35 protein-coding genes are annotated in these 21778 nt (G+C 42.5%); all 35 read left to right on the top strand.

Annotation, left to right across the window (positions count from 1 at the left end):
• The first annotated feature begins 201 nt into the window (after positions 1-201).
• The 35 genes from MHN81_RS23690 (at position 202) to MHN81_RS23520 (ending at position 21776) form a co-directional block, all read left to right on the top strand.
• Entirely contained in the window at positions 202-537 is a 336-nt protein-coding gene (locus MHN81_RS23690; protein ID WP_239426922.1) for a hypothetical protein, read from the top strand.
• The gene (locus MHN81_RS23685) at positions 538-1149 is read left to right on the top strand and encodes a hypothetical protein (RefSeq protein WP_239426921.1); all 612 of its coding nucleotides are present in this window, start codon (positions 538-540) and stop codon (positions 1147-1149) included.
• A gap of 28 nt (positions 1150-1177) precedes the next feature.
• On the top strand, positions 1178-1330 hold the full coding sequence (locus tag MHN81_RS23680; protein ID WP_239426920.1) for a bacteriocin: 153 nt from the start codon (positions 1178-1180) through the stop codon (positions 1328-1330).
• Between the two features lie 221 nt (positions 1331-1551).
• Positions 1552-1722: a hypothetical protein gene (locus MHN81_RS23675; RefSeq protein WP_239426919.1), complete on the top strand. Its 171-nt coding sequence runs from the start codon at positions 1552-1554 to the stop codon at positions 1720-1722.
• 11 nt (positions 1723-1733) lie between these two features.
• Positions 1734-2711 (top strand): tyrosine-type recombinase/integrase, encoded by a 978-nt coding sequence (locus MHN81_RS23670; RefSeq protein ID WP_239426918.1) that lies wholly within the window; start codon positions 1734-1736, stop codon positions 2709-2711.
• A gap of 33 nt (positions 2712-2744) precedes the next feature.
• A complete protein-coding gene (locus MHN81_RS23665; protein WP_239426917.1) occupies positions 2745-3023 on the top strand; it encodes a hypothetical protein in 279 nt (92 codons plus the stop codon).
• Positions 3016-3345, top strand: a complete 330-nt coding sequence (locus MHN81_RS23660; protein ID WP_239426916.1) for a hypothetical protein — start codon at positions 3016-3018, stop codon at positions 3343-3345. Before MHN81_RS23665 ends, MHN81_RS23660 begins: the two co-directional genes overlap by 8 nt.
• Positions 3346-3458: 113 nt before the next feature.
• Positions 3459-3908: a hypothetical protein gene (locus tag MHN81_RS23655; RefSeq protein ID WP_239426915.1), complete on the top strand. Its 450-nt coding sequence runs from the start codon at positions 3459-3461 to the stop codon at positions 3906-3908.
• Complete coding sequence (locus MHN81_RS23650; RefSeq protein ID WP_239426914.1) at positions 3905-4162, top strand: hypothetical protein; 258 nt, start codon at positions 3905-3907, stop codon at positions 4160-4162. Before MHN81_RS23655 ends, MHN81_RS23650 begins: the two co-directional genes overlap by 4 nt.
• Positions 4163-4165: 3 nt before the next feature.
• Positions 4166-4606: a hypothetical protein gene (locus MHN81_RS23645; RefSeq protein ID WP_239426913.1), complete on the top strand. Its 441-nt coding sequence runs from the start codon at positions 4166-4168 to the stop codon at positions 4604-4606.
• Positions 4607-4806: 200 nt separating this feature from the next.
• The gene (locus MHN81_RS23640) at positions 4807-5460 is read left to right on the top strand and encodes a Ref family recombination enhancement nuclease (RefSeq protein WP_239426912.1); all 654 of its coding nucleotides are present in this window, start codon (positions 4807-4809) and stop codon (positions 5458-5460) included.
• 138 nt (positions 5461-5598) lie between these two features.
• Positions 5599-6189, top strand: coding sequence for a hypothetical protein (locus tag MHN81_RS23635; protein WP_239426911.1), 591 nt, complete (start codon positions 5599-5601; stop codon positions 6187-6189).
• A 2-nt stretch (positions 6190-6191) separates the two neighbouring features.
• On the top strand, positions 6192-6515 hold the full coding sequence (locus MHN81_RS23630) for a hypothetical protein (RefSeq protein WP_239426910.1): 324 nt from the start codon (positions 6192-6194) through the stop codon (positions 6513-6515).
• A 116-nt stretch (positions 6516-6631) separates the two neighbouring features.
• On the top strand, positions 6632-6868 hold the full coding sequence (locus MHN81_RS23625; protein WP_239426909.1) for a type II toxin-antitoxin system Phd/YefM family antitoxin: 237 nt from the start codon (positions 6632-6634) through the stop codon (positions 6866-6868).
• A 12-nt stretch (positions 6869-6880) separates the two neighbouring features.
• Complete coding sequence (locus MHN81_RS23620) at positions 6881-7213, top strand: type II toxin-antitoxin system RelE/ParE family toxin (RefSeq protein ID WP_239426908.1); 333 nt, start codon at positions 6881-6883, stop codon at positions 7211-7213.
• A 158-nt stretch (positions 7214-7371) separates the two neighbouring features.
• A complete protein-coding gene (locus MHN81_RS23615) occupies positions 7372-8154 on the top strand; it encodes a tyrosine-type recombinase/integrase (RefSeq protein ID WP_239426907.1) in 783 nt (260 codons plus the stop codon).
• Entirely contained in the window at positions 8151-8366 is a 216-nt protein-coding gene (locus MHN81_RS23610) for a hypothetical protein (RefSeq protein WP_239426906.1), read from the top strand. Before MHN81_RS23615 ends, MHN81_RS23610 begins: the two co-directional genes overlap by 4 nt.
• A gap of 94 nt (positions 8367-8460) precedes the next feature.
• Complete coding sequence (locus MHN81_RS23605) at positions 8461-8679, top strand: hypothetical protein (protein ID WP_239426905.1); 219 nt, start codon at positions 8461-8463, stop codon at positions 8677-8679.
• Between the two features lie 36 nt (positions 8680-8715).
• Positions 8716-8931, top strand: coding sequence for a hypothetical protein (locus tag MHN81_RS23600; protein WP_239426904.1), 216 nt, complete (start codon positions 8716-8718; stop codon positions 8929-8931).
• Between the two features lie 25 nt (positions 8932-8956).
• Positions 8957-9637: a hypothetical protein gene (locus MHN81_RS23595; protein WP_239426903.1), complete on the top strand. Its 681-nt coding sequence runs from the start codon at positions 8957-8959 to the stop codon at positions 9635-9637.
• 184 nt (positions 9638-9821) lie between these two features.
• The gene (locus MHN81_RS23590; protein WP_239426902.1) at positions 9822-10115 is read left to right on the top strand and encodes a hypothetical protein; all 294 of its coding nucleotides are present in this window, start codon (positions 9822-9824) and stop codon (positions 10113-10115) included.
• Positions 10116-10219: 104 nt separating this feature from the next.
• Positions 10220-11431: a hypothetical protein gene (locus MHN81_RS23585; protein ID WP_239426901.1), complete on the top strand. Its 1212-nt coding sequence runs from the start codon at positions 10220-10222 to the stop codon at positions 11429-11431.
• Positions 11424-11918 (top strand): hypothetical protein, encoded by a 495-nt coding sequence (locus MHN81_RS23580; RefSeq protein ID WP_239426900.1) that lies wholly within the window; start codon positions 11424-11426, stop codon positions 11916-11918. The genes MHN81_RS23585 and MHN81_RS23580 overlap by 8 nt, the downstream gene beginning before the upstream one ends.
• The gene (locus tag MHN81_RS23575; protein ID WP_239426899.1) at positions 11908-12672 is read left to right on the top strand and encodes a hypothetical protein; all 765 of its coding nucleotides are present in this window, start codon (positions 11908-11910) and stop codon (positions 12670-12672) included. The genes MHN81_RS23580 and MHN81_RS23575 overlap by 11 nt, the downstream gene beginning before the upstream one ends.
• The gene (locus MHN81_RS23570) at positions 12665-13636 is read left to right on the top strand and encodes a hypothetical protein (RefSeq protein WP_239426898.1); all 972 of its coding nucleotides are present in this window, start codon (positions 12665-12667) and stop codon (positions 13634-13636) included. Before MHN81_RS23575 ends, MHN81_RS23570 begins: the two co-directional genes overlap by 8 nt.
• On the top strand, positions 13629-14411 hold the full coding sequence (locus tag MHN81_RS23565; RefSeq protein ID WP_239426897.1) for a phage baseplate assembly protein V: 783 nt from the start codon (positions 13629-13631) through the stop codon (positions 14409-14411). The genes MHN81_RS23570 and MHN81_RS23565 overlap by 8 nt, the downstream gene beginning before the upstream one ends.
• A 191-nt stretch (positions 14412-14602) precedes the next feature.
• On the top strand, positions 14603-15151 hold the full coding sequence (locus tag MHN81_RS23560; RefSeq protein WP_239426896.1) for a hypothetical protein: 549 nt from the start codon (positions 14603-14605) through the stop codon (positions 15149-15151).
• 106 nt (positions 15152-15257) lie between these two features.
• Positions 15258-16910, top strand: coding sequence for a hypothetical protein (locus MHN81_RS23555; RefSeq protein WP_239426895.1), 1653 nt, complete (start codon positions 15258-15260; stop codon positions 16908-16910).
• Between the two features lie 55 nt (positions 16911-16965).
• On the top strand, positions 16966-17337 hold the full coding sequence (locus MHN81_RS23550) for a hypothetical protein (protein WP_239426894.1): 372 nt from the start codon (positions 16966-16968) through the stop codon (positions 17335-17337).
• Positions 17337-18905, top strand: a complete 1569-nt coding sequence (locus tag MHN81_RS23545) for a hypothetical protein (RefSeq protein ID WP_239426893.1) — start codon at positions 17337-17339, stop codon at positions 18903-18905. Before MHN81_RS23550 ends, MHN81_RS23545 begins: the two co-directional genes overlap by 1 nt.
• Positions 18906-18920: 15 nt before the next feature.
• On the top strand, positions 18921-19619 hold the full coding sequence (locus MHN81_RS23540; RefSeq protein ID WP_239426892.1) for a hypothetical protein: 699 nt from the start codon (positions 18921-18923) through the stop codon (positions 19617-19619).
• Positions 19619-20215: a hypothetical protein gene (locus tag MHN81_RS23535; RefSeq protein WP_239426891.1), complete on the top strand. Its 597-nt coding sequence runs from the start codon at positions 19619-19621 to the stop codon at positions 20213-20215. Before MHN81_RS23540 ends, MHN81_RS23535 begins: the two co-directional genes overlap by 1 nt.
• A 6-nt stretch (positions 20216-20221) precedes the next feature.
• Positions 20222-20728 carry a hypothetical protein gene (locus MHN81_RS23530; RefSeq protein WP_239426890.1) on the top strand — a complete coding sequence of 169 codons (507 nt, stop codon included), beginning with the start codon at positions 20222-20224 and terminating at the stop codon, positions 20726-20728.
• Complete coding sequence (locus tag MHN81_RS23525; protein ID WP_239426889.1) at positions 20728-21267, top strand: hypothetical protein; 540 nt, start codon at positions 20728-20730, stop codon at positions 21265-21267. The genes MHN81_RS23530 and MHN81_RS23525 overlap by 1 nt, the downstream gene beginning before the upstream one ends.
• Entirely contained in the window at positions 21267-21776 is a 510-nt protein-coding gene (locus tag MHN81_RS23520; protein WP_239426888.1) for a hypothetical protein, read from the top strand. The genes MHN81_RS23525 and MHN81_RS23520 overlap by 1 nt, the downstream gene beginning before the upstream one ends.
• Positions 21777-21778 lie beyond the last annotated feature (2 nt).

Genomic DNA, 21778 nt, shown 5'->3' with positions numbered 1-21778 from the left:
TTTCTAATGCTTTTTTGTTGTTTGGTACATGTAACCGCTTAAAAATTGATAAATTCTTTAGTTTCATACAAAATGTGTCAAGTTCCTTTGATTGGAGCAATTTATCAAAGGGCAATTCAAAAAAATTTGAAATTCAGCATTTTGTGAACATTTTTTTAACTTATATTAATTAACTTTATTGTATCGCTAAGGATTAAAGTGATGGCAAGTATAAAAAGAGTACCGACAGCTCGCACTCGACAAGTGTCGAGAAACGTAGCCGCCATAAGGAAAAACCTCGGTTTAAGCTTGGCGCAATTCGGTGCAATCGCAAACGTGTCTTACCAAACCGTCAAAAATTGGGAAGACGAAGAATTAACCAGTGAGCCTAACGTTTCAGAGTATGAGCTTTTACTTGAAGCACAAAGAAAGCACAGTAGCGGGGCTGGCTTTGCGCAGTTTACCGTGAAGTTCTTCTTAAAGCTGTTCGGTCAGTTATCGCGTGATGATAAAAGCGTGGTAATGGAGGCGCTACAGGCGCAAGAGCGAGACAAGTAAATGTTAGAGTTCATCAGCAGTGCAGTTCAGAGTTTAGATTTCAACAAAATTTATAGTTATGTTGTGGTCTGTTACTTCTCAGCGATGCTTATTGTAGTCGGTCTGAATGTAAAAGATGCGCTTCGCATCTGGATAGTTGGCGTTTTATTTACCTTGTCCATGGTGGACATGTTTATATTTCAGCCGTACTTACCAAATTCTGTATTGGCCCATCAATTTGCATATACGTTGTCTGATCTGGCAGCAATATTCTTACTAAAGTATAGGTTGAGAGTTGGAGTCAAAATCTCGACAGCTTTTTGTAAGGCAGAGTCAAATAGTTATCTCTATCGTGTCTGTACGGACCTTGGCTATGCAAAACAAGAAGCGTTTATCCGCATGATGTTTATGTTTTCTATATTCAGCAATATTGCCATGGCAGTAGAGCATATATTGAGAAATCCAAGCGCCATTGGATTAAGTCAAGATTTACGTATTTTCACAGTTTTTGTATATGAATTATACCCTTATGCAAAGCTTGGCCTAGTTGTTGCTTTAACCTTTGCGTTGCTTACGATGACCGTGGATGGTTTTGTTGGTAGGCGATTAAAAGTAGATCCATTTAAGGATTGACAAGTTAACACAGCACAGGACTCGTATTATGAAAGTATTATCTCAAAATGAATTAAAGAAGGTTATTGGTGGTATCGCTGGTGGTGGCAACCAAGGCGGCGATCCATACGAAAAGCCTAAGAAGCAATCTGTTATTGATCCTGATCCAATTAAAGAGCCAGTTTTAAAAACAGGTGGCTAATCGCATTTAATACGCCAGAAAAAACCGCTTTTATCCAAGCGGTTTTTTTATGCCTGAAATTCACTAAAAAACTTCACCGAGAAACGATTCCGCGCCCTATTTTATAAATAACCAAAGATAAGTGGGCTTATCTGTGGCTATTTATAAATCACTGTGTATAATCTTCCTAACAAGTTTAAATATGTTAAATCAGCTTTGTTTTTACTTTTTGGGATATGAGTATGCATTTATACAATTTTATTTTAGATGTATTGGATAAGAAACAGACGATTAACGCGCCTCAAAAATCACTGATGAAAACCGCGTGTGAGGTGGTCGAATTAAAAAAGCCCTGCTCTATTGTTATTCCGCCACACAAAAAGTTTAAAAATATTGATGAACGGGTTAAATAATAGGCTAAGTTATGAGTCAATTAATCGTCATAGATAAGCTGGCACTTGGTACTGAGCAGTTTCAAAAAGCAGCTAAGAACCTTCGAGATTGGAAGTTTGTCTTGGCTAAAAAGCCGAAAAATACACAACGCGCCATTTTGTCCGATATTGAAGATTATCAGATATTTTGTGACAGGTTTAACCTGCCTTGTTTTACCTCTGATTTCGAGCTGGCAAAGAAGACCTACACCGCGTATGTCGATGAGCTGGCAAACTCTGATTTAAAACGCGCCACCATTGATAGGCGTTTGGCCTCGTTATCCGTGGTTATGAAAGTGATGGAGATCCCGAACCCCTACCAAGTCTCTAAGATTGTTCAAGAGTATGTAGACTTAACGCTACGCGCCAAGCCAAAAGCACAAAAGCAAGCAGCACCTTTGAGAATTGAAGATTTAGAGTTCATCAATGCAAACTTTGAGATCACGAAGGCAAAAGATTTACGTGATTTACTGGCGATAAACTTTAGCTTCAGCGCCCTATTGCGCGGCTCTGAGCTGTGCGCCATTGAGCACAAGCACATCAATACACGCGATAATACGCTGTTTATTCCGGTACGAAAAAACGACCAAGACGGTGAAGGTGGATACAGTTATCTCTCTGATTATTGCCTGAATTTATACCAGCTTTGGGCCAAAGAAAGCGGTACGCGGTCCGGTTATGTTTTTAGGGCCATGAATAAAGGCGGCAATGTGTTAGAAACACCAATGAAGTACCGCACTTTTTACGATGCATTTAAACAGGTATTAGTGCGATGCGGTATGAATCCTGAAGGTTATTCTACGCACTCAGGCCGTGTTGGTGCGGTGTCCTCCATGGCAGAGGCAGGCATGGATAATTTTGAAATACAATTATCCGGTGGCTGGAAAGACCCGAAAATGCCAGCGAAATATGCCAAGCAAGCACAAATGAAAAACGCAGGTATCGCAAAGTTACTTAAAAACCGAGGCTAAGCCTTACTCATAGAGCAAGAAAAAGGAATGATAATGAGGTTAACAAAACAAAAAATAGTCACCGCAGTATGCGTGAAGCACAATATAAAACCTGAATACTTGGACCTAGACAAATTTGAAGGTGAGTATTATTGGTCCGGTAAACTCGCAGCTTTACTCAATGAAACCTGCACGTATAAACGCACATTAAATAGTAATTGGACGCTTGTAGATTGGCAGAAACACTTTGAGCGCATATTGGCTGCATCAGATCTACCTAGTGATTTGAATGCGTATGTTGAGTCGATTGATTGGAGTGTAGAGGATGATTAATGAAATAAAACGCATTGTATCACCTGCATTACACGCGCCAGCAGACCAAAAAACGAAAGTGAATCTTGCGTATACCCTACTCCACCAGCAATACTTTGAAGCTGATATTAAGCAAGGTAAACATAAATCCTCAACGGTTGAGGATTTGCATTACTGGCTAGAATGTTTTGGTTATGTCGTGGTATTTAATGGTACTAAAGCGGTTACTGTATGCAAGAAAACACCTGAATTTGACGCGCCCTATAAAGACATTGAGCACGTAACTGTTAAGCCTATGACTCCTTCAGCCTTGGCTTTTTATCTTAATCAACTTCCTATTTAACTGAGTTCACTATGATTATTACATGTAACAACAATACTTATGTATTTTCTTTGAATCTTCCGAACAAACTTATTAACATATTTAAAGGTGTTTTGAAGCAACGTGCCTTTACTATGTTTAGAGAATCTACAGCAGAAAGACTAAAATTGTTACTAGAAGTTTTAAACGGTAAACCTAAATCACTGCCAGAAATCACACGGTTATTAGGTGAGGACCACACTTACACTGCTAAAAATGACTTTCTAAGACTACGCAAAAAGCTTGGCTTTGAAATACCGTCTACCAAAGAGGTGAAACGCAATAAAAATAACGCGGTCCTTGTCAGTTATTACTATTTAACGGATGAGGATAAAGCGAAAGCGAGCACCATTAACCTCAATGCTTACACCTTCACGGCAATTCGTCAATCACGCCACCAGCGCGTGATCAACATGATTAATAACAATTTCAGCGTTGCTGAGATAAGTCACAAGCTTAATACCTCTGAAAAAGCCGTGAGCCACATCATTAAAGAAATCGGCATTAAACCTAAATCGCCACTGATGCATTTTGGTGGTTTATGAATACAGCAAGAAGGCCAATCAAAGGCTTTGTTGTTGAAGCGAGCGCCGAATTTTATAGAAACAAGCCAAAACTGGCTATCTCACTAAATAAGATGTCTTCAGATTGTAAGCTGGTGGGCTGGGTAAAGCTTAGATTCGATAAGCCCTGCATAACATCAGCTAGACGCACTGTAGACAAAATGACTGATGATGACTTTCAGCGAGCCTATGACACGCTGATGAAAGAATACAACAAACAAAACAAAGGAACTTAACCGATGAGCCAAATACCTAAAAAGCAACTCAAGCTAATTATTGCACTGATGGAGGCTTTACCGTCCGATATAGATAATCCGCCAGCCTACAACTGCCTTTATGATGGCTTTGAGGACTTGTATTCTGGTCCATATTGCCAGCAAACCGCCGCCAAATTGGAGCAGCAAGGCCATGCATTGATTATTACCAAAGCAGGCGAGCAATACATTAGACTCAATCGCCGTGATGACTTCTTAGTCAGCTTTGCAGCAGGTGCATTAGAGGCACAACGCGGCAATTCTATTGATTATGCTGAATACTCAAACCACCCTTTTGCGTTTTGTTGTGGCTATACACACGCACTGAATAAACAAAAGTCGCAAATGCCTAATTACAACCTATCTAAACTGTTTGTTTGTCATGGCTTCGAGTGTGAAGACACCAGCGAGGTTTATAGCCAATGAATCCATTTACTAGGCAGCGTTTGCGCACTCGCCAGCGTACACACTTTATGAATACCAAGAAACAAGCACAGCAAAAGGATCAGCGTAATGAGCCAAAAGAAAAAAGATAATACAACGACACAAGTAATTGTGATTTTTACTATCGCCGTGGTCCTCTACGCCGCCGCTGTGATATTCGCGTCCTCTTGCCATGGTGTGACATGCTAATGCTATCTACTAGACGAGAAGATGAAGCGGCCAGAGAAAAAGCGCGTAATCGCGCCAGAGCTGCAAGAGAAAGACAAATACAGCGCCAGCGTGAAAAAAGGCAAGATCCAGCACATCGACAGGCCATGTATGAGAAAAAAGCCAAACAGCAGCAGGCCGCTAGAGCGCGTCAGCTTGAAAAGCAAAAAGCTAAGCAAGCTAAACCTAAAGAAATTAAACGCAGTGCGCCAAAAGTGAAGAAGCCAAAAAGCACCAGAGGCATGAAAGGCCGAACACCAACCGCACAGGAAAAGCGCCTAGCTGATAAAATCGCGCAACTTGGCTGTATTGCCTGTGCGCAGATGGGAATAGATAATCCGGTGATTTCTTTACACCATGTCGATGGACGAACCAAACCACTAGCACACGCTAAACAGCTACCGCTTTGCGCTCATCATCATGACACACCGTTAACCAAAGAAGAGCAGGCCACGGCACAAGCCAAACATGGCAGACCAATTATTCCGGTCCATGCAAAAGGCGCGTTTGGTGGTAAAGCAGCGTTTGAGGCTGAATATGGCACACAAGAAGCGCTACTGACCTTGGTATATGAAAAAATCGGTGAAGCAATGCCTTGGCGTGTTAATTCTTCCGAACATCTTGATTAAACGCAACTACTGTTATAAAGTGAATGTGTGAATTGAGTGATCTTAGTGATTTGCAACTTTTACAGTTCCTTTTTTACAGTTCCTTGTTTTTATACGCACAAAATGACGCTTAACCGCGTCATTTTTTTTGGGTGCTTTATGAGTGATAAGAAATTTATTAATAATGCAGTGGTATTGTCTCTGTCCTGCTCGCAGCCATACGCCGCCGCCGTTGCAATGAAAGGTGATGCAATACACATCATGAATGCTGAGCCTAAACCGCGCAGCACCACCAAAATTAAAGAATGGATAGAGTCAAAGCTTGAAAGATGGCAAGACAATAACACGACTTTCTTTATTGATGATCCCACTGGTACGCTGGCAGGCTATGGTTATCACATATCGCTAGAAGATAAATTGCATGATGGCGCTTTTGCTATTCATAGTGCGATTAAAAAACTGAATGCGCTAAGCAGCTCCGGTGCATTGACTAAACCGAACACTGGCAATTGGGATATACCCTCTTCGCTTATCAACCATAGAGTCAAAGATACGGGCGAGTCTTACTATCAAATCGACTGGAAAAACCTTCAGGATTTGCCGCGCTTGATGTTGTTATGCGTCCACGCAATGACCTCTCAAGATGTCTTGCAAACTAACTACCTAATGCAAATGTATAGCTTTTATGATGAAGGTGATGAATTACCACATGAGAGCATGTTTAACGCAATCCAAAACCGAGGCCAATAATCATGCAAACCACCAGCGACAAGAAAAAGCTTTATTCGGACCAGTTAATTGAAGATGTAATGTTACGAGGCCGTATGTATCGAGAGATTATTGCAGATATAAGAGCTGGCAATATCAATACAACACCGCACACGGTTGCGCTGGATGAAGTCTCACGCGCTGATTTGATTTCCTACCGTGTTTATAAAACTCCCGCTCTAGAGTGGCTGGTGGACGTTTTGGCGCACAGAGAAGATAAGCGCGATAACATCGAAGCAAACACAAAGCTTAAATTTCCTGAATTGGCATATATTCGACAGATGATCATCAAGTATTCAAAGGGCTAGTTTGTTTTAATGGTCTAAATTTGGTTCGATGGTTGCATTTTAGTCTAAATGAGTCTATATTTGGTTTTGTGGTCTAAATATAGACCGCAGAAATTGGAGATAAAAGGTGAATGAGTATGAGAGTACAAACGATCAGCCAAATGAAAGCCAATGCGGCAAACTTGCCTGACGAGCTTGGTTTTAGTCCTTTATTTGTGACACAAAACGGTAAATCGTCTTTGGTCGTACAAACACATGAAGCATACCAGCGTCAGCAAGAAAAAATGGCATTCATGGCGCTATTATTACAATCACGAAAAGACATTGAGCAAGGTAGAACCGCACCTGCCCGTGACTTTTTAAGTTCCATTTAACACAGGTAACAAATGAATAATGTAAATATTGAAATCACAGAAAACGCACAATTACAGATTAAAGACGCAATTAAATATAAAGCGCACCATGATGGTGAAGCTTTAGCGCGAGATACAATTAAATCCATCGTTGAAAGCTGGATAGATCAATTAGAAATACTGCCTGAAAGTGGTAAGTCATGTCAGTATTATGATGCGCCAGAGGTGCGAGAATTGATAAAAGACGGCTACCGTTTTATCTATGAAATACGGCAAACTGATGGTGATTTTAATATTTACTTAATGATTTTTTGTCATGAGAGGATGGATTACCAAACTTTAATCCATCAATACGCAGGGTATTAATAAAAGAGCCAGCCAAGCGCTGGCTTTTTTGTGCCTGCAATTTATGTTTGGTGTTTTGCTTTTCCCACCATTCCAATATTGCCAGTTAAACCAACACTTCTAGTTTTTGACGGTTATTTAATATACTATATTGGAATACGGTGTAAATTTGGTGTTGTATGCCATTTGTAAAAGGTCATAAGCCTGTTAGAAAGCGGCCTGTTTCTGATGCAGTTAAGCGGCTTGAAGCCAGCAAGAAAGGTGCAGGCAAGATAGAAAGCAAAGCACAGCTCAAGCACATACTGGCGAATGCTAATCGAGGTGATACAGCCGAGAGAAATGTAGCTTTAATTTGGTTTTTATTCGGTTCGCTCACTCGCATTGGTGAGACTTGCCAATTGCTCGTTAAAGACGTTTTCACCACATCTGGTGAACTTAAATCTATTTTCAGAATGAAAGCCGAATACACAAAGACAGGTCAAAGCCGTGATTGTGCGCTTGTGCTAAAACAGCAAAGAAAAGCGCTTTTGGCATGGCGTGATCGCCGTATAGCCGACAAAGCAATGCTATCAAGCGATGGCAGTTATGGCGGTCTAAATGGTGATAGCCCTTTGTTTTTATCCAAGCGCGGTAAACGCTGGGTTACTTTGGCTTTTAACGTTAAAAAATATCAAACAAAAGACGGGCCAAAAGAAACGTTAGTTTGCTCAAGCATGGAGAACTACGTTAGAAACTTATTTAAAGGTTGCGGCTTTTATCAAGGCTCTAGTCACTCAGGCCGTAAAAGCACAGCAAGCTTACTATCTGACGCTGGCGTTCCTTATGATGTTATACAAATGGCAATCGGTCACGTTAGCGACGAAATGACCGATACGTACATAATTCCTGATCCGCAAAAATTAACTGACGCACTGAACAGCTTATATAAGTCAGTGCCAGCACTCGGAGTAAAGAGTAAATGACAGGCAAAGAATTTGAAAAGCTGATGAAAGACAACGGCTATAACCAAACAAGCTTAGGTGAGCGCTGGGGTGTAGTTCGTCAAACAATTGGTAATTGCTGCAAGGCCGAAAAGGTTGATCCTTTATACGTTGATGCAATCAAAGCAATTGCATTTGAAAAACAAGCTTCAAAATTAATTGATATTGTTAGTCTATTTAACGAAAAAGATTAAAAAAGTTAAAATATATTACTCTTACCTATTGCTAAAGTTAGTCAATTTAACTAATATGAGTACATAAGTTAAATGAACTAACAAAAGGCGCAAAATGGAAACTATACGACTACAGGCAATTGGTTATGCTAAAGCAAAAAGAGCAGAAGATTTACAAGTGGGTGATGTAACTGTTTGGAATTATGGCGCAACTGAGAAGCTTATCGAAAAGGTGAAAGAAACAGCGAAAACGGTAACGTTTAAAGTTTTAATCAATGGTCGTACTTTCGAGCGCCGCATGAATAAAAACCGCTTAGTTGGTATTAATAGTTAATTGTTGGGGCTTAGCGCCCCATTGGGAAACATTTGAATGGCTACCAGAACTTTAAGTATTGATATGAAAGTCCGTAAAAACGGTGACGTTTGGCGCATTTTAGGTATCGGTATATCTAAAGAAAGTGAGACTTATTGCCACCTTGCTAGTACGACTCGGTTTGTCAAACAAAGAAACGGTGATAGGCCCATACAAATACAAGATTGGGTTAAAGGTCTACCAGTTTCACCTAACTTTTTATCAGAACACTAACAATTGGAATATCAGCGAGGGATTTATGAAAGCAGGCGATTTAGTTGAAGGTTTTCATTTCGATGTCATGTTAGTTGAGCCTATTGCAGACTCTAGGTTATTTGCAGACATGGATTATTGTCGAGGTGGAAAGCACTTTTTTAGGCGCAAAAGTTATGAGGGCAATGACTTCATGACAAACAACCCAGATAGCTGTGACGCCATCATAGAAGCACCAGAAAAGCATTATATGGCGCAACTGATAGATAATGTTTGGTGGTGGGTTAATGAGTGCGCTCAGTGTTGCGGTCATGCTCGCAACTGGATGGGTTCAGAGTGTGAAAAGCACAATGTTTGTAGGACGTGCGGCATTCCTCGCAGTGAGCTAAACGAAGCTGTTTATGGTGGTCGTCATGGCTGGCAGTGCGCTTCATGTGAAGCAAAGGAAAAGCTGGCTGCAAAAATAAAAGCATTACAGGCCGTTCAAGAAAAAATTGAGAGTGGCGAATACGGCTCGTGGGATTACTCAGGTCAAGATAATATCAAATGTCCTCATTGCGATAATGAATACGAACCGTGTACCGCTGATGGTGTGCCAGAGGGTGAGGAAACGTGCGATGTGTGTGATGGTAAATTTTCCATTGAGCCAGAATATTCGGTTACATATTCAACTCAAATTATAGGTGATCGGGTAACGCTTGATTCGGTTGCTCAAGAGCAAATTTAATCATTGGAATAATTGAGAGTCGAGCATGAGCGATAAGCACATTCCATGGAAACCTTTTACGCAAACAATGCACATTCAGTTTTCACGATCAGGTTTTAAAGTTCGCTATTTGAAAGCGTGTATCTCAGTTGATAAGCAAATCAAAATGATCATGCAAAAAGTTTAAATTGATAATTAGGCTACTATGACAAACGAACAAATAAGACAACTAGCGCTAGCTAACGGCTTTAAGCTAAAAGAGCAACCAAATGGTGAAATGGACTTAAATCCTTATGTCTATCAATTTGCCAAAGCTCTGATTGGCGAACAAATGGAAGTTATACATGAGCGCAATGAAAAGCTTTCTAGCTGCAAGTTGCTTGCTGAATATGTGCTAAAACAGACCGAGGGCGCAGAGCTAAAAAACCAGAACGAGCTTTTTAGCCTTGTCACTGACATTGAATATGAAGTCCATCAATTGCTTGTCGAAGAGTTTTAGATCGTTGGCTTACTGTTGAAGAATAGCAACTAACCCCCACTCCGCTATTCACCGCGCTTTAATCTAGCGCTACGTTGACTCACTTAGAATTTGAGTGAGTCAAAATGCCTAGAGCCTTCGCACAAGACAACAATGGTCGCTATTTAACGGATGGTTTATCCGAATCTCAGTTTATTAAAGTCTTTAATGCTGTAAACAGAGAGCAGGCCAATAATCGCCAAAGCGCCAAGAATACGCTAAGGCCGCGAGCACTCAAACGAAAAAGCATTGAAGACCTTGTAAAGCTTGGCAAAAAAGAAGATGGCACAGCGTTTACAGCAGATGACTTAAAGCGCTTTGATGAGCTTCGTAAAAAGTTTAGAAAGCGTACCAGTGGTAGTGCTGGCATTACCTATAACGAGTTAATAGGCAGCTCTACTGAAAAGGACCGTAAACGCGCCTCAAACACATCCAAAGATGGCTTAGGCATTCAAAACGCAGCCATGATAAAGCTTGAGCGTGGCAACGTGGTCATTGCCAGAGTGCAAGCAAGTAGCCGCTCAGTGCATCAAGAGCATAGAGTTAGAATCCAACTATTAGATTGGGCCGAAGAGTTGGAAGAGGCTGAAGTCTCAGAGAAAGGTTATCAAAAGGCGGTTAAAAACGCCTGTCGAGGCTCACTTAAAATCGACTGTGATTGTGGTAGGCATCAATACTGGTTTAGATACATGTCGAGTGTTGGCGGTTATCAATATGGCCGCAACTTAGAGCAAGCTTATCCAAAGGTCCGAAATCCGAAGCTTATCGGCACAGCCTGTAAACACGTTCTAAAAGTCGCGCAAATGCTGCAATCCCCTATCTGGCAAAGAAAGCTCGCAAAGCAAATGGATAGACAGGCTACACAAGTAGGCTTCACCGATAGCGGCAAAGGCTCAACTAAGACATTTGGTGAACGCGACCAGAAAGAACTATCAAAAAACCGCAGCACTGTAATTACTGAAGCGCAACACGCTAAAGCACAAGCAGGTTTTGAGCGCTATGAGCTTAGGCGCAAGGCTATGCAAAAAGCGCTTAAAGGCAAAGCTGGAAAGAACCTACAAGACAGCCTCAGTAAGATTAAGCGATACAAACAGCAAGCAGATAAAGCACAGCAGCAAGTTAGGCAGCTCAAACAAAAGCTAGCAAACGAGAAGCGCAGTGCATTAATAAATCAAATCAAGAGTAACGTTGATTTTGCTGTGAATACGCTCGGACAAAGCCGCGACACTGTGATTAAAGGCATGGCTAAAAAAATGAATAAAAGTGTGACTGACATAGAGAAGCTATTAAATGATTAATCGCGTAAAAGGTGCAGGCCACCAGCCACTAACGGCGCAATTAAAAGCCGATTGGGAGCTGATGTTTACCATTCATCCACTGGCATTTGAAGGTCTTGCGTTTATGCCTGAAGAGCAGGACCAAGCACCAGTGAATGACATTGAAACACCTACGTTTGGCATGGTCGATGAACAAAAGCAAGGTGTTGATTACAACAAGACCCCTATTCCGATTTCAATCATTGAATCTAACGATGGCGATGCGTTTGATTTTGTGGCTGATGATGGTGAAAGCCTTGGGTTTGGTGAAACTGAAATATTTAGATGTAGGCTGTCAGTGCATTTACCTGAAGGCGCAGCGCTCATGTACCCTGAGCAAATAGGCGATAAACAAGTCTATCGCTGGTGGTACGTTCAAAGCGCCTCAACTGGTCCTTACAAACACTTTCAAGAAGCAATGATTTTTACCTGCATACCGTTTGGAGGCTTTGAGATAGATGAGAATTGATAATACGATTGAATGGCAAGAGATAGAGATTGAAGAACTTGGCGCATTTGAAGTATCAGACCTAGAACACATTGATTTTGCGGTGGGTAACTTTATCAACACAATAGCGAACAACATTCGCTTAACTGAGCCAAAGCCACAAGAAGAGTACCTATCCAAGTTTTTAGTCGCACCTGCAAACGAAAAACTGTTTTTAGGTGAATATGACGATCCTAAGCTTTTCTTGCGTAAACTCATGAGTAACAAAAGCGCCAGAGAAGCAGATACCAATAATGCACTAAAAGAAACCAGAGAGAAAATTAATAAACGCGCTCTTCCGGTACTTTATTTCTATCGAGAGCCTACAATCAATCCAAGTGATGCTGTTAAGTTTAAAAATAGGTTTGATGTTGCTAACTTTGAGCACCTTTCTATTGATGATTACTCTGTTGAGCTTACTTACCATTTATTTATTTTGAGCTTTGAGAATTTTAGCCTAAGCCGCCTATCGAATGCGTTTATGGCGCACTTTCAATTAGGTCAATGTGCCTTCCAAGCAAAAAGCAAAATTTCAGACCTAAGCGCAACATTTGAAGTGATAGTTAACGATCCTAAGCTAATCAGTTTTGCCAGCGCATCAATTCCGCGTGATGCTGGAAAGCTACACGCAGCACACGCCATGTTCACAGTAACAGCGGAGCAATCTAGAGGTAGACATGTAAAAGCGACCTCTAAGGTTGGTAAAGCGTTTATGGATGGCAAAGTACATGGATAGCGTATTTTTACAGTCACTATCCGCTGGTGGCGATATTCCAGTTAGTCGCGTGTCAGAGGTTACATACATTGAAGGCTGTACGCTTAACTATCCGCGTTTAATTCTGTTGTTTAGCGATTATGACGCGGATATACGCAACGAATACGGCATTGATTTTGAGACTGAGATTGAGACCCGTATGGGTGACGTTGAAATGCCGGACGGTGAAGAGTTAACAGAAACGTTTGTAGTCCTAGCGAAACCTAAGCAGTTAGATGATAAGCGCGTATTAGTTGAGTGTCTGCAAAAAGATGTGTATGAACTCAAAAAGCCTGCCAGTGGTGCAGAGCTGTTTAATGATAGTTCACCGGACCAAGTGATCAGCGCATTAATGCCTAATGTTGATGTTTCTTTGCGTGGTGTACGTGGTCGTGGCACGTATCACTTGAACCCTGAAGACACGCGATCTGCATTATTAAAACAGATGGCAAAAGAGTTTGGCGCACTCATTTACTATAACCGAGGCACGTTAAACATGGTTGCGTATTCTGAGCTGGCAGGTCAATCAATCGAAAAAGAGTTTGAGCAAAACAATACACAAGCAGAACACGGTGCATGGTCCGTTAAATTGCTGTACTCAGGTGATTTACAGGCCAATAAGAAGCGCATTAATCCTGCCATGTGGGATCAAGCACAAGGTTATGTCTACGGTGAGACTGATGGTTATGATGTTGCCTTTCCGCAGCTCGGACAAGACAAGCTCGAACATATCAATAAACACTTAGCGCCTTGTGTGCAATTTATGGCGCGAGGCACAACACAAATACAACCAGCAGACAAAGCCAAGCTGGTCCTGCACCGCTTAAATGAAGACTCAGTATTAGATGAGTCGGTAGATGAAGAGCAATTTATCATTGAAGTTGCACACCACCAGCGCGGATTTTCTTATTTATTGCAAATGACATCAGGAGTCGTACATGAGTAAACAGCCGTTAAACGCTGAGTACAAGGCCATTGTGACATCAGTGGAGCATCCTGAAGGTTTGATAAAGGCGCAAATAAGGCTATTGCCGCAGTGGAAAGATGTTCCTGTAGAATCATTGCCATGGGCCGAATATAAACTACCTGTTGGCGCAAGAGCCAATGAAGGTGATCACTCCCCTGTCAAAGTGGATGATTATGTGTGGGTGCGCTTTGAATGTGGTGATACGCGCTTTCCGGTGATCACGGGTAGCTGTTTCTATGCCCCTGAAGAAATACCAAACTTGCCGCACGAGGTTTTTCAAGGCGATCAGATGCATGAGCATTCACGCACTGATGAGCAGCCACAACCAAGCGCAGCAAGCAAATTAGACCGTATCAGCTCGCAACATGGCTTTTTGATTGAATGGACGCATGAAGGTGCGTACCGGACAACACACAAGGCCAGCGGTACAGCCATTGAAATCTCAAAAGACGGTGAAATTGTCTTACACTGCCAAGGTAATGGTTTTCAATCAACGCAAGGCGATCAACTTAATCAAGTGATCGGCATGTTCAAACATACCGTTGATGATCAATACATCATGGAAGTTGGAAACGGTTTGAATATCACGGTGTCAGGTAATGCAACCTTTAACGTTGACGGTGACTTTGATGTGGCGCAGGCGAGCATGGTTAAGCTGTTACAAGGTGCAGGCGTGGTAACTGGTGAGTGTATTTGTGCCTATACTGGTAGCCCTCACTCGGACGTATCAAGCAAAGTGATTGCGGCAAAATAAATTCTTCCGAACAACTTTACACAACAACAAAACTATGGAATCATAATAAACGTGCGCTGTCGGGGTTATCGGCGCTTGGGGTGACATTGGAACGTTGCCTCCACACTTGCTCTTTTTGGGTTATTTTTTGAAGTTGAAAATGTGAGATAAAAACCAGCACTTGTTGCTGGTTTTTTTTTGGGAGTTTAACAATGGCGCTTTCAGCCTCTTCTTTATCCGGTGCAATCGCAGGGGCTTTATCCTTTGATCTAGGTAATGAGCATTGCAAGTCACAAGAAATGATAGACGCAATTGCAAAAGGTGTGGTTGATACGCTTCAGTCATCAGCAAAAGTAGCTGTAAACCCTCACGCTGGCAGTAAGTACAAAATAGAAGGAGTAAGTGAAGGTGCGCTATTCTCGGCTATCACTGGCAATCTATCTAGCTTTAAACTTTCAGGCGAACACGCCAAAGGTGCAGATCTACCGCAGGCCATAGCTAAAGCGGTTGCTGCTAACATTAGCAATGCGTTTATCGAAGTGCCGACTGATACCAGTGGATCGTTTCCTGTAATGTCATTCTCAGGTTTAACAGCAAACGCCAAAGGTGCGCTATCTTCGGCTGGTTTTAAACTGGACGCGCCATTTAGTCGGATCAACGAAATGGTAGAGGCGTGTTGCGGTGCTGTAGAGCAAGCGGTATCAAGTGATGCTGAGTATATTGTTAATGGTGTCGCTGGTGGCAATTTTATAATGATTTAATTCAATTTTTCTTCCTAACATACTTCTCCAAGCTTTAATCTAGCGCTAATTTGCAACACTGAAGCCGCGTTTTGGCGGCAATCTAAACGCAAATTAGGATTAACAGATGAATGTTGAAAAGTTTGAAAAATATTCCGCTGCTTTAAATGAGCAGGCTCAACGTGCCGCCATCGTACAAAACGTGCTTATTAACGGTGCAATGCATGATGGTAAGCGCATTGATAACCTTCAAGAACGAGCTGTAAGCATGATTGCCGCAGCAGGTGATCACCAAATGTTTGAAGGTTTATCACCTGAAGAGCAAGGCACAGTGTTAGGTGCTTGGAACTATGCGCTAGAAGGCTATGTAAACGTACATGGCGAACTGCCTTCAGATGAAGTGTTATCAAACGCATTAATGGCTGCAAATCAAGTGACAGGCAAAGTTGAAGGCGGTCAGATGTTTGAAAGCGTTAACGCTTCATTAGACACGTCAGCAGGCGTACCAATTCGTGCGCGTACTATCGCTATTATCCTTCCCACGCTACTAAGCTCAGCCACCAGCGATCTCGTAACCTATATCCCAGCAGATGCAAACGAGTCTGAAATCTTTGAAATCCACCACGAAGCGGCTAATACGTTTGGTGATCGCGTTAAAGGCGAAAAAATTGATGGTATGAGTTTCAAACAATACACATCAATGAATCAGCTACACGCTGTACCAGATGCGAAAAAGCCAGATGGTACGGCAAAAACATTTACGCTAGATGTGAATGCGGATCTAGGTGTGAATGCAAGCTTGCGATCAGAAGGCTCTATTACAATTTTTGTAAACAGCAAACCTGTTGCTAAACAGTCATCAGATAATGCGAATGCATTTTCACCGATTGAAAATACCGCAGGTGTAACCGTTGATACAGCTAACAGCTCTATTGATCACGCCGCTGGTACAATCACAATCGCATTCTCTACTGCACCTGCTGTTGATACTAAACTAGCATTCCAATTTGAGTACGACCTAGAGCAAAACCCAGACATTTTGCCTGAAATCATTAACAAAGCATCAAGCGTTAAATTAAAGCCTTTCTGGTGCGCAATTGGTGCAAGTGCAACCGTACAGTCTTACTGGACCGCAGATCGCGAGCTTGGTTATGACCAGCGCTCTAACCTGCACCAGCAACAGCGTAACTTGATTGCAGATGATAAAGACAAAACTAACCTAGCATTGGCTATGTTTGCCGCTCATGCGCATGAAATTAAGAATTTCCCTGTATCAGCACCGGACGGTATCACAGAAGAAGAGCACATGAAGACACTTGCGCGTTTCTTAGGTGAGCTTGGTACTGACATTCTTAATACGACCAAGAAATCAGGTGTAAAAGGCGTTTATTTCGGTAAACGTGCAATCCATTTTATCACTCAGTTACCAGCGCAATATTTTGAAAAAGCACCTAACTATCAAGAAGCGCCGCGTATTCAATACGTAGGTAAGCTATTTGGTATGTATAAGGTGTACCGCGTACCGCACGATGTAGAAATGGCAGGCGTGAAATTCGGTGAAATGTCAGCGCTTGCGTATGGGCGCGGTGAAAGCTTCTCTGAGGCTGGCATTGTAAACGGTGACGCGATTCCGCCTACATTCATTCCGCAATCTATTGCTAAGAAGTTTACGCAATCTACAGCCATGCTAACGCTTCGCTATCAACAACTGCATCCAAAAGGCGGTGAAAACTACTTCCGCATGTTTGAGTTGACTGAGGCAGCACCAGTACAAGGTTAACCCTTCCCTTTGGACTTTGCGCACTCATTGAGTGCGCTCTTTTAGGAAAAACACAGTGAAACAGCTAATCAAAATCAAAATTGATAACAAAGGTAAGGCCATTCCTATTGCTGGTCGTGAAAGCTTTGAAATCAAAAGCGGTGAGCACGAATACGAGCTAACCAAGTACCAAGCGCAAATTGCGGTAGGTAAAGCGAGCGAAAAAGTCATTGTTACGCCAGTTGGTCCGGCTGAGTCTTCGGACCAATCTCAAGCGGAGCAAATTCAGGCGCTACAAGCTGAGCTAGACGAAGCTAATAAGCAATTAAAGGCTACTAAAGGCAAGCTTACCAAGGCTGAAAACGCCAACAAAACACTAACCTCTGAGCTAGAAGCTGAAAAAGCCAAAAGCGCAGACCTAGCAGCAAAAGCGAAGGAGTCTAAATAATGCGTATTCCTCATTCAGTATCACAGGTATCAGCCGTTTCTGTAGCAACAGTTAATGCCAGTGGCACAAATTCAACAAGCGTAAGCGGTGCATTTAAGTTTATCGGTGTTATGCCTACGCTACGCGGTGAGCCTAATACGGTTGTATCTGTTAATGGTGCTAACTATCAAGACAAGTTAGGCGCACCACTGCATCCAACTAAAGGCACTGCTGCAATGTGTATGCGCTACCTAAAAGAAGCACTAGCCGCTTCAGATGGTTTTGTTGTACCAGTGGTAGCAGCAGACGCTAAACGTCCGGTCCTATCAATCAAAGCGCCAGCTTCAGCAGGTCAAGAGCACGTTGTTACAGCGCGTTCAGTCTCTTTTGATTCAGATATTACCACTGAAGCAGGTGAGCTATTTGTGGTTTATCCGGTAGACGGTGACGTTGAAGACCGCACTATCGCAATTTCACCTGTTGCTGGTAAAGCTGGTTACTTTAAGTTTGTACTTAAAAAGCCAATTGTCGGTGGTGGCTACAAAGAGCAGTTATCGCTTGAAGTTTCTTTTGATCCTGAACTAAAAGACGAGCATGGTAACTCTGCATTTATCGCGGATAAACTAGGCTCATCTAAAGTGCTAGGTATCAAGCTGTCTGATTCGTTTGCTGAAACACCAGCATTTACAAGTGTAACTGAAGTGCCGTTTGCTGGTGGTACACGCGGTAACTTAAACGCATTAAATGCCTCTGATTATGATGCAGCTCTAAGCGCAGCAATGAATACCATTGTGGACTTTAACGCGGTTATTCCGCTTGGTTGTGTTGATACAACGGTCCTACAAGGTCTTGCAGATATTGTTACTGAGCACCGCGTAGAAGGTTTCTTTGATGTACCAGCGAATCTAAGCTTTGCTGATGCGTTAACCTTTGTTCAAGGTAGCGGTATCGAGTGTAGTTCAGCGGCGTGGTATCACTTCCCATATGAAACAAACGATATTTTCTTTAGCTCTTCACGCGCCTTGTGGGGCATCTCATCAATTGCCTATGGCGCTAAAGTGAAATCGGTTAACTCTGTCGGTGGTGCGGTTGCAGGCTTCCACATTTCACCAGCAGGTGAAGTACGCGGCGCAATTTCACGCGCTGAGCCTGTACTAATTCCACATGCAGGTGAGCCAGATTTTGAAGCCATGGTAAATGCACGTATCAACAAAGTTGGCATGAACAAAGGTAAGCTATTCATTGATGATGCACTGACAGCCACCAGCGCAAACAATTACATGAAATACCAGCATGTTAACTCTATCTTTAATGCAATCACACGCGCTTACTATGTCGGTGCAAACGCATTAAAACACTCGACTGATGGTGTTACGCGCCGTGGTTTAGAAAACCTACTACGCGACTTAGGTAACAAGTTCACTGCATCCGGTGCGCTAGTGCCACCTCGCAATCCTGATCAAGATGGTACTGATCCATTTACTTTCTCAGTGCAACAAGACGAGTTTGACCACTGGACCGCTGTTTGGTCTGCCTGTCCTACTGGTTCGGCTCGCCGTATCAGCGGTCAACCTGTCGTTGTGGCTTAAAAGTAGGAGCGTTGAATGAACGATATGTATCAACAACATGCTCGAAAGCTCAACGCTGCTAGTGCGTTATCTGTGACAATCACAGATAACGCACCAGAAGCCAAGCCAGATGAGCCTATTACTGAAACTGCCATGTTTGAGTCAGTCGAAGACTCAGCCATGTTTGAAAGCGCAGGCGATGCATCACTGGTAACGCTTCGCTCTAATGCGATGGCGGCGGTCCTAACCTTTGGTACTGAAGGTTTAATGAGTGCTGAAGAGCTGGACGGTTTAGCTATTGGCATTGCTGATGTGGACGAAGACGGCGAAGTCTCAGAAGAAGAGCAAGACGATTACGAAGATGCACTTAATACCATGGCACAAGCGGCTGAATACATTGGTGTTGACGCTGAAACAGTCGAAAAAGCCTTTAATGGCGATGATGACGCAGCAGAAACCGTGTCACTTGCCGCAGCCGATAAAGTGGATGACTTAGAAAGCGTAGACGAATACATCACTAAGTTTTCAGTACGTGAAAACATGATGCTTGAGTCTTCACGTAAAGTTGTGCGCGATGGCAAAGTAAAGTGGATTAAAAAACCACTTCGCAAACGCCGCCTATCTTCGGCTCAGCGCTCAGCTCTGAAAAAGGCTCGCCGCAAGGCACATACAGGCGCAGCTAAACGCAATCGCCGCAAGTCTATGCGTCTACGTTCAAAATCAGGACTTAAATAATGATCTTGGCAGGAATGACGCGAGAAGATGGATTTAGCCAGTACCTTAAAGTGTATTTTGAAAAAGAACTGCAAGGCATTGGTCAGGTCATGGTATGCGGCTACATCGGTGAAGGCGCAAGCATGAGCATAGAATCTCATTGGACACCGCCATTTCTGCAAGACAACGTAGGCGATGCAAGTTACACCTCAAAACTTTCTGATATTGCACAGGCCACCACTGGCAGTACTGCCAAAGCAGAGTGGAACAGTATTATGAATTGGGATGGTATTGAACCACCGCAATTCACTATGCCTGTTTATTTAAAAGCATTTCGTGATCCTGTCACTGAAGTAGAAGACGCGATTAAATACCTGCAAATGATGCAAGCGCCTGAACTCAACGAAGCACTGCCTTTAGGTCGTATACCTGAAACCGTGATTGTTGATATAGGTCGCAGAGTCAAACTACCTAACATGCAAATTCAGAATATTGAAGTACCGCTTGATTCGCCTAAGTCTGTCGAAGGTCACAGAACAGAGTTAACACTTCAGCTAACGCTACAAGCTAAGCAAATGCTGAATCAATCTGAAATTCCAAATATTTATATAAGGTAATAAGTTATGGCAAGTTATGTAGATTCTAGAGCCAATCGTAAACTTTTACGCGGTCACTACGAAGCGCAAAAAGCGATAGGCGAAAAACTACTAGGTGCAATGTTTGATCTTCGTGTTGAAGGCCATCCTGAACTAAACCTAACAGTACGCTCAACGCAGCATCCACAGGTCGGTTATCAAGATGTCGAGGACCACGGTCAAGGTGGCATGTTGATCAACCAAGCTGGTGCGTTTGAGAACTCAGGTGAAATTACAATTCAATTTGTGGAAACACTACGCGGCTCAACGCTTAAAGCAATCAAAGAAATTATTCTTAACAAAGAGCAGCCAAAAATTCAGTTTATCGCCATGGCTGAATCGTCTGGCCTTATTCCACATACAGGCTATACCTTGCACGATGTTAAGTTACGCCTAGATGCAGTGGACTTTGCCACTGAAAATGTAACTGAGCTAGTGAAGCCTAATGTGACATGTAAGTATGGCTGGGTAGACTTTGAAGGTGTTGATTACTAATGACACCAAATGAGCTATTAAGCAGTACAGTAGCCATGTTTGAAGCCTTGCTGGTCACACCAGACCAGCAAGCGCCTATGCTCGAAGCTGCTATGAGAGCCTACCAAACAAAAGCAGGCGTAAGAAAAAAAATCATGGTGAATGCGTATGTCATTGACACGCCACCAGCATTTGCTTGCATTGCTTCAGCCAGTGACGCTGAAGGTGACGCGGTATTTCCTGAAGCTGAGCTTGAAGATGGCAAAATAGCAATCGAGAGTGATGCACAATTACCTGTTACCTTGTATTACTTTGTGGACCTGTGCGCGTTAAACAAAGAAAGCGACCACCTACCGCAAACCAGTATTTCTTTAATTCAAAGACATCTCTTCACACAGCTAGAGCGAGAGAATGATAAACGAATAGCGCAAATGCAAGGCATGATGGACGCAGAGCTTGGCGAAGTCACCAGTGCTGAATCTAAAGACATGCGTTTACAGCAAATCGAAGAGCAAATGACCGCAGAAGGCGCGTTTGCACAACCGCTGAGTATTCATTAATGAGTAGAAGGCTGTTAAGACAAGCTTATGATCAGCTCAAAAGTGAAGATTTTGAGCTGGCATTTGAATTTAAGTTAGAAATTCAGATACCACCTGAAAACCTTTATACCGGACCTGTACCAAACCTCAATCTGTTTGCGAAAGATGCTGAGGAAGGCGGCTACTCAATTGATTATGAGTCAAAACGCATTGGTACAGCCAATATCAACTCACCTACATCAAAAAGCGCAGGCTCAGTAAAGTTCACAGCCAGAGATAACAAGAACCAAGACCTAGAAAACTTTTTAATGGCAATGAAGGACACAGTGATAAATCACGATGGCACGATCAACATGCCGTTTGAATATCTGTTTCATGTCATCCTTTATAAACCTAATGCGTCCGGTGAATATGTCGAGGCGCATAAATGGTATTGCAGCGCTGAAGAAATGGGCGCAAAGCAACTAGGTTATGAGAAAGGCAACGAGTTTACCTATTTTGATGTAGCGTTTAAAAAATACCGGAGTTAAGC

The organism is Pseudoalteromonas sp. Of7M-16, assembly GCF_022347805.1.
Taxonomy (GTDB): Bacteria; Pseudomonadota; Gammaproteobacteria; order Enterobacterales; family Alteromonadaceae; genus Pseudoalteromonas; species Pseudoalteromonas luteoviolacea_F.
The sequence above is the reverse complement of the archived record's forward strand: the minus strand, read 5'-3'. Positions and strand labels throughout refer to the sequence as shown.